The following is a 14,447-nucleotide window of genomic DNA, read 5'->3' as shown; positions in this document are numbered from 1 at the left end:
GCTTTGCATCATCCAGATTTTATTGTAATAAGCATTTTATTTATTCTGTAAAAAATGTTTTCTATGATATTGGAAAATTCGTTAAAATGCCATTTTCTGTTTTTGTGTATTTTTCGCTTAATGCTCAAATTATAGAGTTTTCATGTAAGCCAAATTATTATTGAAGAGCAGAAGTCTTTTTTGATTTTACTCTCATAGGGGATTGGCAATATTTAGGTCAACCTAGCACTTTTGGGTATTGCTAACATTTTTCTCGTATTGATTGTGTAGAGAGTTTTATCTTTGTTGTGAGTTTTCTCTCTTATGAAAAATTATTGGCAGAGAGGGTAATTTTTTTTGGAAAAGTATACTTTTCTTCAAAATCATACTTTGAAAATATAATTCTTCATTTACATAAGGGAATTTCTCTCTTGTTGTAAATCTGCAATACAATTTACGTACAAGGATTATGCGTGGTGATTCGTTTTATTTTTTAATAGTATCATTTTTGCTTATGATAGAGACTTAATATTAGTATTTACAAGGTGCGTTTAGAGGGGAGGTTACCTATAAACGTGTTACAGAGTTTTAGGTAGTGTGGCTCTGTTTATAAGAATTTATTCCTATAACATTGTTATATTCTTGCTTTGCAATATTGTTTAAAAAACATAGACGGTGCTATGTAGAATAAAATTGTGATATATTTTTTTTCAAAAAAGCTTTTTCGTGTTCTCTTATATAGAGTTCAGGAGTGTCTTCAGGGATATTTTCACATTAGTTTGTTACTGGTCCGAATCACAAGATATGCGTAACATTATTCGCATTTTTGATAGATTATACCAATTTTCATAAGAAGATCTGGATCGTGTGATGCTTTCTGTTTCACCATGGTACATGACTAATAGAACTTCATCTGATTTTGTAAAATAAGTTTGTACACAATTGCTTCCATACTGCCTATTGCAAATATTTTTTTCTAAGGTATGAGATATATTTAAACGCTTTAGCGTTATATAGTTTGACTACATGGAGTATGACTATGAAGAATGATAAAAAATTTGAAACAACTTTATCTGATATTATTGTAAAATGGGAGTCTTTATCGACGTCTCAAAAGCAAGCGATATTGGATAGAGTAGAAAATTCTACAGATTCTGCTCATTCAACAGAACATTTAAGGCTTCAATCTTCTTTTTATCTCCAGACGAAATCAAAGTTATGAGTTTTAAGTCTTCATCGGAGATGTTGAAACCAGTTATTACATATATGGCACTAGCATTTCCCAGTGTGTTCAAAATAGCCATGAGTTTATCTACTGAAGGCCTCTTTCCTCCATTTATCATTTGTTGGACGTAATTTTGTCCACAGCCTGCAGCTCTGCTTATTTCAATCATTGTTCGTCCGTCACTTTTAATCAATTCAACTAAGCGTTGGAACCAATCTTTTTCAGTCTTTGTCATTTTTAGACCTTTACATATTTACGCTATAGCGTTAATATTGCGTTGCGAATCCAGAATATATGATACAAGGAGCGTGAAAATATCCATGTGTAGCTCTTCGCTAATGAAGCATATAGAGTTGTTTTTAACTAATAACAAAATGTCCCCATACACTTTCAGATTCGAATCAATAAAAAATGGTTGCTTAGTTCCACGGTTGTGAAAAAATAAACGTGTATACCAGAAATGGCGATACACACTCGTATGTTTATGAGATTTCACTGTGATAGTATACGTAGCAGCATTATAAATCAAGATATACCCCAACATCAGAATTTGTAAAAAAATTCTGTGTTGAGGCGATGTGTGAGTATAACGAAGCTTTAGAGCCTTAAGAGATAGGATAATGGCTGTAGAAAAAATGTAAATTCATAGGCAAAGAATACTGATTTCTCCTTTATTGTAATAAATTAGATCACTATCAGATGGTATATCGTATATATGCGTTAAAAAATTTGGAAAATATCAAAAAAGTGATCTTGGATATTTTATTAAACAGGAAGGTAATCTGAGTCACATAGGTGGTTGTTTGGTAGGGTGTATACATTCGATCAATGCCCTTACGGGGATGAGTGTGTTTTAAGGCAGCTGCAGTTTATAATGAAGTCTGTGTTTACAATGATATTGTTATTTATAACAATGCATTAACATATGGTTGTGTAGTCGTTCGTAAGAGTTTGCATGTTTATGAAAGATAAGAACTTTATAGTTATTCGAATATGAGTGGAGATGCATATGTTTACGCTAATGCGGTCTTTTTTGATCAAGTTTTGAATGCTCAATGTATTGAATTTTATGGTGATACTCGTGATTATAGAAAGGCTCGAGTTTATAGTGATGCTTTAATTTATGGTGATGTAAAGATTTTTGGGAAGGCAAAATTTTACAGAAATGCTGTGCTTTGTGACACTGATGATTTTTGTAATAATGAAAAACTTTCATATATAGCCGCATTCCCCATGGCGTAAAAAGGAAGATAGGAACGATTTGGGCAAGGCTTGTACGATTGCGTTGCGTCGTTAGTTTTATTTGACGTTCTTTATTTTTGTTTTTTGTGTCAATAAATGTGTCGCAAATAATTGGTGTAAGCGTGTAGATTTAGCCGCTTTCAGAGATTTTTTTGCGTCATTTATCAATGGCTTTAATGGAGAAAATAAGAATGCCGAGAGTGATTGTTCACACTTGGAACATGCGGTTTATTGCATTCTTTTTTTGATTGAGGATGAAACAAATTGGTCAAGATGATCACTTGAGCGACAATTAAGGGAGATCCAAATGAGTGTAAACGAAATTTTATTGGGAGCAATGGTTGTTGTTTTGTTGTGCAGCGGGGTTATATTTCGGTTTTCTTTATATTATCGCAGTCAAGTGAAAGTTTTAAAAGATGAATCTAGAAGAATAAAGCATGAGTTTTTAAGAGATTCTATGAAGATGACTGAAGAACGAGATAGAGCTATTAGAGAGCAAAGTATGGTGATTAAAAGACGAGACCAAGCAATTGAAAAACTGAAAAAACAAATTAAACAATATGAAAAAAATGAAAAGAAATATCAAAAAATGCTTAAATCTGAAGATGATAAAGAGTGATATGTATTCATATTTTGCATTAAAGGGCTTGGAAACGTGTTAGGAAGATTGGAATGACGAGAGAGATAAACCTTAATGAAGCCAATTATGGTGCTGATGGAGAGATTGTATTGAAAGAGAATATTCAAGTTTACTCTGATTTTATGAAAACATTTAAGTTTATAAGACAGAGCGTCTTTGATTATAAAATAAGAGGTTATGGTGATAAACCAGTTTATAGGTATGCTGGTTATTAAAAAGCGCGTCTATACAATCCAGTATGCTGGAAACAATTTTGCACGTTCCTTTTAGATATAAGGTATAAATGCTACGATAGTTTCAGCTAATATGTCTAAAAAATTGCATGATAATAGAAAGAAAGAGATATTTGCTTTTTATGAAGATGAAATGGGTAAGTCAGTTATGATTATCAAATGCAGAAGAGGAATATGAACATAAAAGATATTAATATCTTGTAAAGTAATTATATTATCATTGATAAATTATCTTTTCTTCATGTGTGTTTATTTTTTATGAAAAATACAAGACTTAAGAGACTTTCTTTTTGATAAATGCTATAGAGACTTAAGTATGATTGAAAGCAAACATAATAAACTGCAAGAATGTGATTGTTATTTGTGAGTATCAGAAATAACACAAAAACCTCCTCCCGTTGAGGGAAAAACGACCACTTTTTATTTGTTACAAAAACAACTCACCATACCATTACACAAAATAAACGTTTGTTTTAATGGTAAAGAACGTCAGGACTGTAGTTCTCTAATAAGAGCCTTATGTGTAATTTCTTTGATTTGTTCAATATTGACTAGGATATCTTGTTTTGTTGGATAACCTTTACTAGAAAAAGCAATTTTTTGTGCATCTCCTGAGATTAAACGCCAGTACCATTGATTGTGAACTCCTTGAAACACCTCAAAATACATGCTTCCCACCTCATAAAATAGCTGATAATTTTCAGGATAAATATTTAACTAATCCGTCTGTGAACACTAATGTATGTCTCTATAGGAAGTCGTCAATATATTCCCCTTAAATTTTCTGACCTTAAAAAATAATTTCTATGAGAGCTATTATTCTTTTAACAAGAAAAAAATTCTTGTCAATAAGATATGAATGAGAATTTTATACTATAAAATTATTTTTTTTAATTTAAAGACACTATACTTTCATTTAAAATGCGAATATTTTTATTGTCAGTACAGAAATAAATTTTATAAATTATACAAAATTTCACCAGCATGGATAAAGTAAAAAATACTCTTCTCCATACTGGTAGAGTTTTATCATTTCTTGCTTTTTCTTTTGAAACAGACGTTTATTGATTGGCTATAACCTCTTTTTGGGATACGCTTCGAATGAGTAAATCAATGAATAAGCTAAGAGTATAAGAATTGGCCATTTTAGCTTTCATATCGATCAGAGAGGTTGTAGTCTTGGGGTTAAGTCCATTTGATAAACCTTGTCTTGACAAATATTGCTGCAATTTTTCATAAGAACTGTCGATTTTTTCTTGATTCGGTTTTTCATCACGATCACTATTGGCAAGTGTTTCTTCCAGTCCTTCGATTTTTTTAATAAAATAATTCCAGTCAAAATCACCTTTTGTATATTCGGTGTCAAACATTTTTCCTTGTCCAGTTAAAAGCCAATTAATATTGACACCATATAACGTGCGGTATGTTTGTAAGACACTAAGATTGGGTTCTCTCTCTCCACGCTCATAAAAAGCAATGGAATTTTTTGTCATGCTAAAATTTTTAGCTAAGGTTTCACGTGATGGATCGCCTAAAGCAAGACGTACATAACGTAAACGTTTTCCAAATATGGTTTTTGATTCAGTTTCAGGACGTGCCACGAATTATCTCCCTCAGTAAATCATCATGGTATAAATCATTAAATAATAAAAGCACACTATGTATTAATATTCTATGATATAATGTCAATATTTATAGCTTTAATTTCTTTTTATTTTTTTATTTTCGTGGATAGAAAGAAATCTTTCGCTTGTTGTATTGACAATTGATATTCATTTCAAAACAAAATTCTCTGTTTGCTACATTTGTCTCTTGCTTTTTTTGAGAGAATTTTCATGTAACTTTACCATATACATTCTATACACTTCTGCATCAATAGATGCAACTTTAAAGAGATGCAAACTTTGGATTTGGACTGGGTGTGTTTTAGATGAATGAGAAAATAAACTTTGAGGAATGATCATGGCCCTATTACGCTATTTTGGGTTTGCTTTTTTTTTCACGATTATTGGTGTTTTTTTAGGAGGGGTTATTGGTTGGTTTGAAACGGAAAGTATTACTGGTTTTCTTAAATATTTTTTTATTTGCTTTGTTTTAGGAGTTTTGGAAATTTCTTTATCTTTTGATAATTCTATTATCAATGCGCGTGTTCTTAGTAGAATGGATCCGTTGTGGCGTCGTCGTTTTCTTATATGGGGCATTTTGATAGCTGTATTTGGGATGCGAATTGTTTTTCCATTATTGGTGGTTGTCGTTGCTGTTGGGATTAATCCAATTGCGGCAGTCAAATTAGCGATATGGGAACCACACCGATATGCGGAAGTTTTAACCGATGCACATATGGGGATTGCTGCTTTTGGAGGCACTTTCCTTATGATGGTTGGCTTAAAATATTTTTTTGATTCTGAAAAAGAGGTACATTGGCTTAATGTTATAGAGAGACCTGCTCAAAAGTTTGGGGCGCTTGTTGGGATTGATATTGCAATTGTTTTGATTTTGATCTTATTTGTTTCAGGTCAGATTGACACAGAAGATAAAATAACTTTTTTATTGGCAGCCCTTTATGGACTTTTGACCTTTATCGGTGTTGAAGTTGTCGGTCATCTCTTGGATACCCCTCAAAAGACTTTAACAACAGTAACTCACGGGGGAGTAGGGGCGTTTCTTTATTTAGAAGTTCTTGATGCTAGTTTTTCTTTCGATGGCGTGGTTGGTGCTTTTGCCTTTTCACACAACCTTTTTATTATTGCGATAGGTCTTGGTATCGGTGCATTTTACGTTCGTTCTATGACAATTATGTTGGTTGAATCAGGAACATTATTGCATTATCGTTATTTGGAACATGGTGCTTTTTATGCAATTTTAGTTCTTGCAGTGATTATGTATCTGCAGACGATTATATCGGTTCCTGAAGTCTTAACAGGACTTGTGGGAGTCTGTATTATTGGAATGGCATTATATTCTTCGATTCGTTTTAAGCATCGTCAGGTGGATAAACATGTTGTGTCTAAGTAATGGAGATTTCTTATTTTCTTACGCTTTTGTTTATCGCATATCTTTGAATAGAAAGAGGTCTTTTATGCAAAATAAAATACTATTCTATTTTATTGCTTATTTGCGTTTTTGTTTTAAAGTTGAGTCCATTGCATGATACTACTCATGAAGGGAATAGTGTACAATCTCTAAGGTGCTTTTTGACCTAAATTTAAGACAGAAAGCTGATGCTATACTTTTTACTAGCTTTCAATATTATGACAAGCTCTTGCATCTAATGGTTCATAAGAAGTGTTTTTACTGTTTTTTTGAATGATTTTTATTCATACATTGATTCTCTTTGTAACGTGTAGGAGAATGGTTTTGAAACAGGTTTGAAATGAGAGAATTTACGATATTCTAGACTCTCACTTAAATATGTGAAAAATAATTTATCCTTTATAAATCAGTATATTATAGTAGTAGATTAGAGAAGAATATTTTAAGAGACCATTAAAAGCTCTATACCAGCTTCGTTCATAGTTTTAAGCATAGTGTTTAGTGATCCATTTACATCAATACCAGCACAGGCATTTAATGAAACACTGACTTTAAAACCGCATTGTATAGCGTGAAGAGCAGAAAATCCGACACAAAAATCAGTTGCTAAGCCACACATAATGAGCTTGGTAAAACCATGTTCTTTGAGATAAACTTGTAAACCTGTTGGTGTTTTTTGATCATTTTCAAGAAAAGCAGAATAGCTATCCATTTTTTGATTATAGCCTTTTCTAAGGATAAGTTGTGCCTTTTCCACTCTAAGAGATGGATGAAATTCTGCTCCTTGTGTTCCTCGTATGCAATGATCAGGCCAGAGTATTTGAGGACCATAGTCAAGAATGATGGTATCATAGGGCTTTTTTTCAGGATAGCAGGAAGCAAAGCTGCAATGGTTTTTTGGGTGCCAGTCTTGGGTTAAGATAACGTGGTCAAAATGATTTATGAGATTATTGATGGCGGGTAAAATAGCATCACCTTGTGGTACGGCAAGTGCTCCACCTAGTAAGAAGTCATTTTGAACATCAATGACGATTAAGGCTTTTTTTTCCATAAATATATTCCTATATGAGATGATCTTTTATCGTATTTTTAAAAAGCTATATTTCGTCTTGAAGTTTTGAAATGATTTGCTGAATATTGATATTATTTTTATAATTATCAAGCCAAAAGAGGGGGATGGATAAGTTTTTACAATTGGTTTTATAGTTTTTTACGAATTGTAACCACGTACCAATGGGAAGTGCACTGTAGTCATTTGTTGCTACGTGTTGATGCAAAGCTTTCATGATCATTGGGCTTGGGACGTCAGATCCCATAAGGCGGCGATCATTTTGTAAACGTAATTTAAGCCATATCAAGGCAAGGGGGGAAGACCATTGTTTTCCGTAGCAAAAAATCGATGAAAAAAGGGAAGGATTTTTTACTGCGTAATATAAAGCCCATAAAGCGAAAAAAGAAGGTGCATAGAGAATTGCTTTTCTTTTTGGTACTATATTACATTGATAAGTTGGTTTAATACGATAAAAATACAATGTTATATCTGGTATGGAAAAGAGAGGCAATGTTTGATAACAGGTTTCAGGTACAGCTAAAAAGATTTGCTTTTTGCTTTTTTTGGGGATGTTTTTTTGCATTCAGGACCATACTGGGGCTTGTGAGATTAGAAAAAATATACCAATATAAAGCGAAAAGCTTTTGATACGATGTAAGTGCTATTTACTGTACAGTTTCAAAAAGCAAAAGCAGTTTTTTTCAAAATCCTAATCTTTAATATCGCACAATATAAAGAGAAATTTATGGCACGTCAATTTATCTATCATATGGCTGGGCTTAATAAGTCTTACGGCAATAAAAAAGTTCTAGAAAATATTCATTTGTCTTTTTACCCAGATGCGAAGATCGGTATTTTAGGGCCGAATGGTGCAGGGAAGTCAACTATTTTACGTATTATGGCTGGGCTAGATAAGGAATATACGGGAGAAGCATGGATTTCTGAAGGAGCACGCTGTGGCTATCTACCACAAGAACCTTTGCTTGATGCGAGCAAAGATGTGCGTGGCAATGTGATGGAAGGTGTTGCAGATAAACAAGAAATTCTTGAGCGTTATAACGAATTGATGATGAATTATAGCGAGGAAACGGCTGATGAAAGTGCACGGCTTCAGGACATTATTGATAGTCAGAATCTTTGGGATTTAGAAAGTCAAGTGGAAATGGCTATGGCTGCTCTTGGTTGTCCGCCAGCCGATGGGGATGTAACAAAACTTTCGGGTGGTGAGAAGCGGCGTGTTGCACTTTGTAAATTGCTTTTGTCAAAACCTGATTTGTTACTTTTGGATGAACCGACAAACCATTTAGATGCTGAAACGACGGCTTGGCTTGAAAGGCATCTACGTGAATATCCTGGGGCTGTGCTTTTGATAACCCATGATCGTTATTTTCTCGACAATGTAACGGGTTGGATTTTAGAGTTAGATCGCGGGAGAGGTATTCCTTATGAGGGAAACTATTCTGCTTATTTGGGGGCTAAAGCCAAGCGTTTGGCTCAAGAAGGACGTGAAGAGGCAGCGCGTCAACGTGCTTTATCACGTGAGCAAGAATGGATCGCTTCTAGTCCAAAAGGGCGACAAGCAAAGTCAAAAGCTCGGATTAAGGCTTATGATGAGTTGGTTCAAGCAGCACGTGAGCGTCGTCCTGGAGAGGCACAAATTATTATCCCTATTGGAGAAAGATTAGGACAGGTTGTTATTGAAGTTGATAATCTCTCTAAAGCTTATGGTGAGCGTGTATTGATTGATTCTCTTTCTTTTAAACTTCCTGCTGGTGGTATTGTCGGCGTTATTGGGGCCAATGGTATGGGAAAGTCGACCTTGTTTAAAATGTTGACGGGACAGGAACAGCCCGATTCAGGTCAAATACGTATCGGTGAAACAGTTCACATGAGTTATGTGGATCAGAGTCGCGATTCCTTGGTGGGGAATAAAACTGTTTGGGAGGAAATTTCTGGTGGAAATGACATTATTAAATTAGGCAAATATGAGATGAATAGTCGCGCTTATTGCGGGGCTTTTAATTTCAAGGGGGCAGATCAACAGCAGAAGGTGGCAAATTTATCAGGAGGGCAGCGCAATCGCGTACATTTGGCAAAACTTCTAAAAGAGGGGGGGAATGTGCTTCTTCTTGATGAACCGACAAATGATCTTGATACTGAAACATTGGGTGCATTGGAAGATGCATTGGAAAATTTCGCTGGTTGTGCAGTTATCATATCGCATGACCGTATGTTTCTTGATCGATTGGCAACACATATTTTAGCCTTTGAAGGTGATGGCCATGTAGAATGGTTTGAAGGTAATTTTGCTGAATATGAGGCTGATAAAGTTCGTCGTCTTGGGGCGGAATCTCTTAATCCTAAGCATGCAAATTATAAACCTCTTACACGCTAGAATTTTTTATCTTATCTCAACGTTTTTGAAAAAATGGTGTATTTTATTGCATTTGTTATTTCATAAATAAAGTGTGAGTGTACTCTGTGGAAGTTTTTATTCATTGAAAATAGTAAGAGATACTTTATGAAATTACGACCTAGATAGGGTTATTCTACTCATGATATATAACCGACTATTGCTTGTAAAATTGTATTGTAATGAAAAGGAGGGGATGAAGAGTATAGCGCTATTTCTACAAATGCTCTAGTCATTGAGCATTATCATTTTTACTTAATAAAAATGCAAGCTGGCACCATCATGTTATTTATTTTCTCTCAATAGTGTGCAGTTCTTGTTTTGAGATGACCATAAAAGGTATTTTTATCCATATGTCTCCTCTGTTTATGAGCTGTAAGAGAATAATTTGGATTGATTTATCATGAATAGGTTTGAAATGAGAAAAATTTACGGTACTCCGATGTTTTATTCAAGTTGAAAATGATGAATTGTTATTATAAATCAATGCATTATCATTATAACGAGAAGCAGGGGGATAATCTGTTCGTTTTTTACAGTAGCCTATTTTTTTCATAGTATAATAAAATAGAGAGAACAAAATAGATGAGAATATGCGTTTTATGCTTGACTTTTTTTTCTGTAAACAAATGTTTATAGGAATGTTTAAGGGATAATTATGAAAAAAAGTGCAAGTTTAGATGCAATGATTGTGCTGCTAAAAGCGGTCGCAGAAATAAACCATTTACGTGTTCTTACGCTCTTGCGTCATGAAGATTTAACAATTTCTGATTTTATTTTTATTCTTGATCAGTCGCAAGCGTGTATATCACGATATTTACGTTTGTTGTACGAAGCACGATTGATTGAGCGTTATCAGAAGGGAGATAGCCTTTATTTTAAGCTTTGTCATGATTTTTTGGGTAAAGACATTGTGATGGGTGTTCTTTCGGCTTTGCCAAAGCATGATATGTTGTTAGCGCATGATTTAGAACGTTTGAAGGATGTTAAAAAGCAGCGTCAAAAAACGAGGAAGAAGCATTTTTTACAAAATACGTTGCAATGGGATGTATTACGGTCATCCTATATGGCAGATCATGGTGTGGAAAACGCTTTACTTGAAATCATTGGCGATAAACCATTTCAAACGATGCTGAATATTGGAATAGGTGGAGACTCTGTCTTAAAATTGTTTTCTAATCTTTATACGCATGCGGTTGAAGTTGTGCTTGATAGCAATGTTTTTCACTTGTCTGTTGGAGATACAACTTTTGATTTAGTTATTCTTCATTGGGTTTTACATTTTCTTGAAAATCCTGAAATGTTTCTTCATGAGATATCAAGTGTTTTGCGTCCTCATGGACGTTTATTGATTGTGGATTTTGGTTATCATGAAATTGAGTCTTCATATTCTGATCAAGCACATATACGTTTTGGATTTTCGGCTTTACAAATAGAACAATGGCTTAAAAATACGGGACTTGTTCTAGAACAAACGGTTTGTCTTACTCCTATACAAAATGAAAACAGTGAGAAGGGTATGGTTACGCTTTGGCTTGCTCGTGATCCGCGTTTATTAGTTGACGATATCAAAGATAAACAAGTCGATTTTGCATAAATCGCATTTGTTGACCTGCTTTATTCTCTGATTTTTCTTAAGGAATAGCGTAGAGATAAACCTTTATTCAATCATTGATAATCTATTGTTTTTTACATGTGTATTATGTTTTTATATGAGAGTATTGGTGTTTTACAGGGGCTTGGTGGCTGTGTACTGTGTAATGAAAGCACCTTCTATAGAGATAAGCCTATGAGGATCGTTATTTAAGGTGTCTTGATATCATATTTGTTTTATTAGCCAATATATTGATTTTTTAGACTTCAATGAGAGGCTCGAATATAGGAATATTTTTTCATTTCAAATTTCCTGTTTCAGAATCCAAAAGAGTCTGTTTGTTTGTTACAAGAGAAGATATTTATCTAAATAATACCGTTTGTAAAAGGAAATACATATTTCTAAATATGAGAGCGGCGGCGATATGATGTAACAGCGCACAATACAATATAGTGATGGCTCATACCTTCATAAATGTCAAAAATGGTGGTACCCAATAGATCTTACGATGTCTCTTTAAAACAGGTGCTTAGATAAGAAGTACCTTGGAATTTTTAGTGAGGGGTGCAAAAAGATGCTCTAAAAAGACGAAGGGGTAAAAGGGTAAGACAATGCATGATTTTCATTATTTAAAACACAGCGTTATGAGCGTGTTTGAAAGTCGTAAAGGCAAATGAAAGGGATGGTAAAGATGGCAATAGGTTTTTATCTTTGGGCTTTTATGTTTCGTTCAAAATAAATGATGGCTTTTTTAAGATTACTCAAACAGACGTAAATATTTTTACTCTAATTGGGCATATAAAAGCTGGGACTGTTTACATGGTTCTCATTTGCTCTAGTCTTTATCTCAAGCATATTGCCATGTTAGGAGCAGGTGTTGATTTACAAGTAATAGCAAACGTAAAAGCTTGGTAGATGACGCCATAAAATTACTCATAAATTAGTAATGGATTGGAGTGATATTCTGAATTTTAAAAACATTTTGTACAACAATGGTTATAATAGCGTATCTGACTTTACGTTTATTTCTTCTTACAAGCTTCATATATGGCGTTCGTCTATGTGTTTTTCATTATATTCATAAAAATAAGATTGACGATAATCTATGGATAGTCCGTGGCTGAAAGTAGAAAAGAAAAGCGTGATATTACACTAAAGTTTCGTATCTCTTTATCATGAGAAGTATGAAGGTTATTAAAAAGGTTATTAAATAAGTCCATTTTTCTTGCCAAAAGTGATTTTTTCTTTTTATGCTTACTGCTCATTTTATGACGCAGCCCGTTAGTATAGCGTAAAATTGATAGGGCATCATCGTTTTATGTTTTTTATCCATATGCTTTTTCTTGTTTGTGATGTGCCATAGTATGGCTATTCATTGATTCAATAGACGAAGATTTAAAATAAGGGAATCTTACGTTCTTGAGATCTCTCATGTAAGTTGTAAAATGATGAGTTATGATTGTAAATCAATGCATTATTTACGGTAGAAGAACAGACTATAACAATTTTTGAGCATAGAAACTACTGTGTGTATTATTTTACGGGATCATTTAAATGATAGAGATTAAGAGAAACTGTCTGCATTGATCTCGGTTTGTTATGTTAAAATGCGTTAGAGCCTGTTGGTTATTGTAAAATAGTTTATCGTTATTTGGAATGATTATAGGACGTGATTCGAAACAAATACCTTCAGAGTTCTCATTTTTTCATAAAATTAAGCTGTTTAAATTCTTCATTGATTGTTACATGAGAGATGCGACGATATTTTAATGATCATTTACAGAATTTTTTATGAAGATGGATAAGATTTTATTTCTCTAAATTTATTGTTTTCTTGCAAGAAGATGTTTTTCATTTTTTACGGTTATTTGTGTAAGATTTTAAAAATCTACATTTTTATTTTTGTGGTGATTGCTGTTGGAAAAGTGATTCTACTTTTACATGGTTTGATTTTTATAGGGTGGATACGTAGAAATTACGGTTTTTTTAATTATGATCATCAGAGTTATGAAAGAAACTATTTAAAAGTTATAATGATCGTAGATTCTAATTGGTGCTTCTTGAAATAAAATTGCTTCAAATTGGGTCATTTTAAACTTTTTTTGCCTAAATTTAAACATTTTTAAACAATTTATAACTCTTTTATGTTTTTTTGCGTAGAAGATGATAAGAATTTCTTGTTGTTTAAAGAATTTTATTCCATAGCAAGAATATTGCATCGGCTATCTTAGTGGTTGATGTGAGAGGACGATCGGGGAACCTCCTCCCCCCCCCCCCGCGTGGATCCCCTAGATTGTCTGGCCTGACTGAGGATTTCCTCAGTCAGGCTTTTTGTAATTGTTTTTGGGGGTGTTGTAGCGTGTTATTAGGGGGAAGTGTAAGATCTGTTATTGTTTCGCCTATACTACCTAAAACATAGAGGGGCGGTTCTTATTGGGCGGATAGTGTTAGCGTATTCATTTTCAATAATTTGATTTTTCTTTATTGAGACATTGTTGAATGTTATAAGGGGAATCATAAAAGGAATCTATGTTTGTGTTCTGTGATCTTTAGGTAAGAGATAATGGAATCTTTTTCGCATCGTATTGTTTTTATTTTATTTATGTTTTTTATTTTTGGCGCTGTCTTTTTTGCTTCTCGAAGCGGTGCTGTTTATCAGTTTTTTTCCGGCCGCTCTTCTTTTTCTTCTCAGAAGCTTGATGTAACAGAGGAGGAGTTGTTAGAGAGATTGTCTGTATCTTTTCCAGATATTATCAAGCATCTTTCTAAGATGAGTCCTCAACAGCAAGAGTTGTTTATTGCGCAGCTGCGTCGTGATGTCATTGCGCTTGCTTTTAAAAGTGGTCAGAGTCGTGAGCAGGCTCACAAATCTGGTGAAACTGTTGCTATGGCTCTTTCAAAAGCGATTTCTCGTCCTTCCATTGCTAATGCTTATTTTTAGCTGTTTTTTTAATCGCGCTTTTGGGTTTTATTTTGAGGAGAAAGAGCTTTTTGTGAATTTTTGAAAAGTGCGAGGAGATAATCAATTTGTAAGATA

14 protein-coding genes are annotated in these 14,447 nt (G+C 33.7%); 9 read left to right on the top strand and 5 right to left on the bottom strand.

What is annotated here, in order from left to right:
* The first annotated feature begins 1,018 nt into the window (after positions 1-1,018).
* Positions 1,019-1,201 carry a hypothetical protein gene (locus ACFIJ7_RS05730; protein ID WP_015856659.1) on the top strand — a complete coding sequence of 61 codons (183 nt, stop codon included), beginning with the start codon at positions 1,019-1,021 and terminating at the stop codon, positions 1,199-1,201.
* On the opposite strand, the gene ACFIJ7_RS05725 is transcribed toward ACFIJ7_RS05730, so the two are convergent.
* The gene (locus tag ACFIJ7_RS05725) at positions 1,125-1,439 is read right to left on the bottom strand and encodes a helix-turn-helix domain-containing protein (RefSeq protein WP_007347852.1); all 315 of its coding nucleotides are present in this window, start codon (positions 1,437-1,439) and stop codon (positions 1,125-1,127) included. The two genes, ACFIJ7_RS05730 and ACFIJ7_RS05725, sit on opposite strands and share 77 nt — an antisense overlap.
* A 758-nt stretch (positions 1,440-2,197) precedes the next feature.
* On the opposite strand from ACFIJ7_RS05725, the gene ACFIJ7_RS05720 reads away from it, so the two are divergent.
* The 3 genes from ACFIJ7_RS05720 to ACFIJ7_RS05710 all read left to right on the top strand — a co-directional run bounded on the left by ACFIJ7_RS05720 (position 2,198) and on the right by ACFIJ7_RS05710 (position 3,301).
* The gene (locus ACFIJ7_RS05720; RefSeq protein ID WP_026500332.1) at positions 2,198-2,446 is read left to right on the top strand and encodes a hypothetical protein; all 249 of its coding nucleotides are present in this window, start codon (positions 2,198-2,200) and stop codon (positions 2,444-2,446) included.
* A 307-nt stretch (positions 2,447-2,753) separates the two neighbouring features.
* Positions 2,754-3,065 carry a hypothetical protein gene (locus tag ACFIJ7_RS05715; protein ID WP_375636146.1) on the top strand — a complete coding sequence of 104 codons (312 nt, stop codon included), beginning with the start codon at positions 2,754-2,756 and terminating at the stop codon, positions 3,063-3,065.
* 53 nt (positions 3,066-3,118) lie between these two features.
* Positions 3,119-3,301 carry a hypothetical protein gene (locus ACFIJ7_RS05710; protein ID WP_375644796.1) on the top strand — a complete coding sequence of 61 codons (183 nt, stop codon included), beginning with the start codon at positions 3,119-3,121 and terminating at the stop codon, positions 3,299-3,301.
* 507 nt (positions 3,302-3,808) lie between these two features.
* Here ACFIJ7_RS05710 and ACFIJ7_RS05705 read toward each other — a convergent pair.
* Both ACFIJ7_RS05705 and ACFIJ7_RS05700 read right to left on the bottom strand, forming a co-directional pair.
* The gene (locus tag ACFIJ7_RS05705) at positions 3,809-3,988 is read right to left on the bottom strand and encodes a DUF1508 domain-containing protein (protein WP_015856658.1); all 180 of its coding nucleotides are present in this window, start codon (positions 3,986-3,988) and stop codon (positions 3,809-3,811) included.
* 392 nt (positions 3,989-4,380) lie between these two features.
* On the bottom strand, positions 4,381-4,920 hold the full coding sequence (locus tag ACFIJ7_RS05700) for a helix-turn-helix domain-containing protein (protein WP_375644795.1): 540 nt from the start codon (positions 4,918-4,920) through the stop codon (positions 4,381-4,383).
* 361 nt (positions 4,921-5,281) lie between these two features.
* Here ACFIJ7_RS05700 and ACFIJ7_RS05695 point away from each other — a divergent pair, with 361 nt between their 5' ends.
* Positions 5,282-6,334 (top strand): DUF475 domain-containing protein, encoded by a 1,053-nt coding sequence (locus ACFIJ7_RS05695; protein WP_375644794.1) that lies wholly within the window; start codon positions 5,282-5,284, stop codon positions 6,332-6,334.
* A gap of 460 nt (positions 6,335-6,794) precedes the next feature.
* Here ACFIJ7_RS05695 and pncA read toward each other — a convergent pair whose 3' ends face one another.
* Complete coding sequence (gene pncA, locus ACFIJ7_RS05690; protein WP_375636149.1) at positions 6,795-7,403, bottom strand: bifunctional nicotinamidase/pyrazinamidase; 609 nt, start codon at positions 7,401-7,403, stop codon at positions 6,795-6,797.
* Positions 7,404-7,449: 46 nt separating this feature from the next.
* Positions 7,450-7,986: a hypothetical protein gene (locus ACFIJ7_RS05685; RefSeq protein WP_375644793.1), complete on the bottom strand. Its 537-nt coding sequence runs from the start codon at positions 7,984-7,986 to the stop codon at positions 7,450-7,452.
* A 162-nt stretch (positions 7,987-8,148) separates the two neighbouring features.
* On the opposite strand from ACFIJ7_RS05685, the gene ettA reads away from it, so the two are divergent.
* From ettA to ACFIJ7_RS05665, 4 genes are all read left to right on the top strand, one after another.
* Positions 8,149-9,798 carry an energy-dependent translational throttle protein EttA gene (ettA, locus tag ACFIJ7_RS05680; protein WP_375636151.1) on the top strand — a complete coding sequence of 550 codons (1,650 nt, stop codon included), beginning with the start codon at positions 8,149-8,151 and terminating at the stop codon, positions 9,796-9,798.
* A gap of 676 nt (positions 9,799-10,474) precedes the next feature.
* Entirely contained in the window at positions 10,475-11,413 is a 939-nt protein-coding gene (locus ACFIJ7_RS05675; protein ID WP_375636152.1) for an ArsR/SmtB family transcription factor, read from the top strand.
* Positions 11,414-12,064: 651 nt separating this feature from the next.
* A complete protein-coding gene (locus tag ACFIJ7_RS05670) occupies positions 12,065-12,325 on the top strand; it encodes a hypothetical protein (RefSeq protein WP_375640432.1) in 261 nt (86 codons plus the stop codon).
* Positions 12,326-13,973: 1,648 nt separating this feature from the next.
* Positions 13,974-14,351: a hypothetical protein gene (locus ACFIJ7_RS05665; protein ID WP_375644792.1), complete on the top strand. Its 378-nt coding sequence runs from the start codon at positions 13,974-13,976 to the stop codon at positions 14,349-14,351.
* Positions 14,352-14,447 lie beyond the last annotated feature (96 nt).

The sequence above is a fragment of the Bartonella sp. MR100HLJHH genome (assembly GCF_042194215.1).
GTDB classification, from domain to species: Bacteria; Pseudomonadota; Alphaproteobacteria; order Rhizobiales; family Rhizobiaceae; genus Bartonella; species Bartonella grahamii.
Note: the sequence above shows the minus strand (reverse complement) of the source record. Positions and strands in the feature narration are given on the sequence as shown.

What these genes read in the sequence shown, in the direction of transcription:
- ettA (WP_375636151.1), top strand. Translation starts at nt 8,149, where the DNA reads ATGGCACGTCAATTTATCTATCATATGGCTGGGCTTAATAAGTCTTAC.
- ACFIJ7_RS05720 (WP_026500332.1), top strand. Translation starts at nt 2,198, where the DNA reads ATGAGTGGAGATGCATATGTTTACGCTAATGCGGTCTTTTTTGATCAA.
- ACFIJ7_RS05705 (WP_015856658.1), bottom strand. Translation starts at nt 3,988, where the DNA reads ATGTATTTTGAGGTGTTTCAAGGAGTTCACAATCAATGGTACTGGCGT.
- ACFIJ7_RS05695 (WP_375644794.1), top strand. Translation starts at nt 5,282, where the DNA reads ATGGCCCTATTACGCTATTTTGGGTTTGCTTTTTTTTTCACGATTATT.
- ACFIJ7_RS05685 (WP_375644793.1), bottom strand. Translation starts at nt 7,986, where the DNA reads ATGCAAAAAAACATCCCCAAAAAAAGCAAAAAGCAAATCTTTTTAGCT.
- ACFIJ7_RS05715 (WP_375636146.1), top strand. Translation starts at nt 2,754, where the DNA reads ATGAGTGTAAACGAAATTTTATTGGGAGCAATGGTTGTTGTTTTGTTG.
- ACFIJ7_RS05675 (WP_375636152.1), top strand. Translation starts at nt 10,475, where the DNA reads ATGAAAAAAAGTGCAAGTTTAGATGCAATGATTGTGCTGCTAAAAGCG.
- ACFIJ7_RS05730 (WP_015856659.1), top strand. Translation starts at nt 1,019, where the DNA reads ATGAAGAATGATAAAAAATTTGAAACAACTTTATCTGATATTATTGTA.
- ACFIJ7_RS05725 (WP_007347852.1), bottom strand. Translation starts at nt 1,439, where the DNA reads ATGACAAAGACTGAAAAAGATTGGTTCCAACGCTTAGTTGAATTGATT.
- ACFIJ7_RS05710 (WP_375644796.1), top strand. Translation starts at nt 3,119, where the DNA reads ATGACGAGAGAGATAAACCTTAATGAAGCCAATTATGGTGCTGATGGA.
- ACFIJ7_RS05665 (WP_375644792.1), top strand. Translation starts at nt 13,974, where the DNA reads ATGGAATCTTTTTCGCATCGTATTGTTTTTATTTTATTTATGTTTTTT.
- pncA (WP_375636149.1), bottom strand. Translation starts at nt 7,403, where the DNA reads ATGGAAAAAAAAGCCTTAATCGTCATTGATGTTCAAAATGACTTCTTA.